Genomic DNA, 1,136 nt, shown 5'->3' on the forward strand with positions numbered 1-1,136 from the left:
CGTGACGTGTGCGGTCTCAGGAGATGCGTGACGTCGTGTTCTCGGGAGATGCTTACCGGCGGTGGGGCCGGTGGGCGTTGAAGTTGCGAATGGTCTTGGTGGTGGTTCGTGCGTGCAGTGACAGTTCTCTGGCGCCGTCGAGCACTCGTAGGTGGTGATCGTCGACGATGATGGTGACGATGGTGCCGGCGTAGGTCGGACTGACTCGGAGGCGTTGGCCGGCCACCATGATCTGACCGCTCTTGGGAACCCGGCGCTGCACGCTCTGCGGCCCTGACGGTGGCGCAGGCGGCAGCGGGGTGCTGGCTTCCCGAACTCCGGTCAAGCGGCGAATATTCTCTAGGTCAAGAGGATTGGGTAGCGTCTTGATCAGGTGGGTGCCGTTGGTCGCGTGGATCAACTCGCCGTCGATCCGCAGGGTGACCCGGCTGCCGGCCGTCACGACGCCGAGGGCGAGTTCATGTCCACGAACAATGACGATGCCGTCGCGGTTCGCGGTCCGGTCGATCTCGATAGCTCGCGGCCGATGGGTGGCGGTGGAGGTGTCGAACGCGGCTTGCGCCGGTCTGGGCCGGCCCGGGCGGGTGCCGCGGGCGCGGAGTCGTTGCAGGTCTGCGGTGGTCAGCTTCGACCGGACCGTCTTGATCACGATGTCGTCGCAGATGATGTACACGCTCGACAGGTCAGCCCACATCACGACACTGCGCTGCGCATAGTTTCTTTCCGACCCACACCTGTTGCACACCGGCAATAGTCACTACACCGGACGGCGGCACGACAGTGTCGAACTCAATGGCGGAACTCGACTGATCGGCCACGGTTGGAGCTGGCCGAACGACTTCGGCTTCCGGTCGGATCTCGGCACCAACAGGCTTGCTGGGCATGGTGTCGGGATCGGTGCTGCGACTGCGGAACACGCTGGCAGGGGTGGCCATGTTCAGCGACTGATGCGGTCTGCAGGTGTTGTAGGCGTGGACCCATTCGTCGATAGCCGTTTGCGCGGTCTCGATGGTGTCGAAGGCGCCAGTCTCGTCGAGATGAATCACCCTAGGTTTGATGCCGTTTCCTTCTGAGTTAGGAAGGATGAGCGTTATGCCGAAGAAGATCGATCCAGAGGTCCGTGAGCGGGCGTTGCG

The 1,136-nt window shown here is 63.2% G+C and carries 2 protein-coding genes; both read right to left on the minus strand.

Annotation, left to right across the window (positions count from 1 at the left end):
- Nucleotides 1–52 precede the first annotated feature (52 nt).
- On the minus strand, nt 53–694 hold the full coding sequence (locus OSB52_RS24630) for a Mu transposase domain-containing protein (RefSeq protein WP_026920504.1): 642 nt from the start codon (nt 692–694) through the stop codon (nt 53–55).
- The coding region (locus OSB52_RS24635) for an integrase core domain-containing protein (protein WP_266063965.1) at nt 684–1,136 on the minus strand (453 nt) is incomplete at its 5' end. The genes OSB52_RS24630 and OSB52_RS24635, both read right to left, overlap by 11 nt.

Origin of the sequence: Gordonia aquimaris (assembly GCF_026262595.1) — a bacterium.
Classification (GTDB): Bacteria; Actinomycetota; Actinomycetes; order Mycobacteriales; family Mycobacteriaceae; genus Gordonia; species Gordonia tangerina.

What these genes read in the sequence shown, in the direction of transcription:
- OSB52_RS24630 (WP_026920504.1), bottom strand. Translation starts at nt 694, where the DNA reads ATGTGGGCTGACCTGTCGAGCGTGTACATCATCTGCGACGACATCGTG.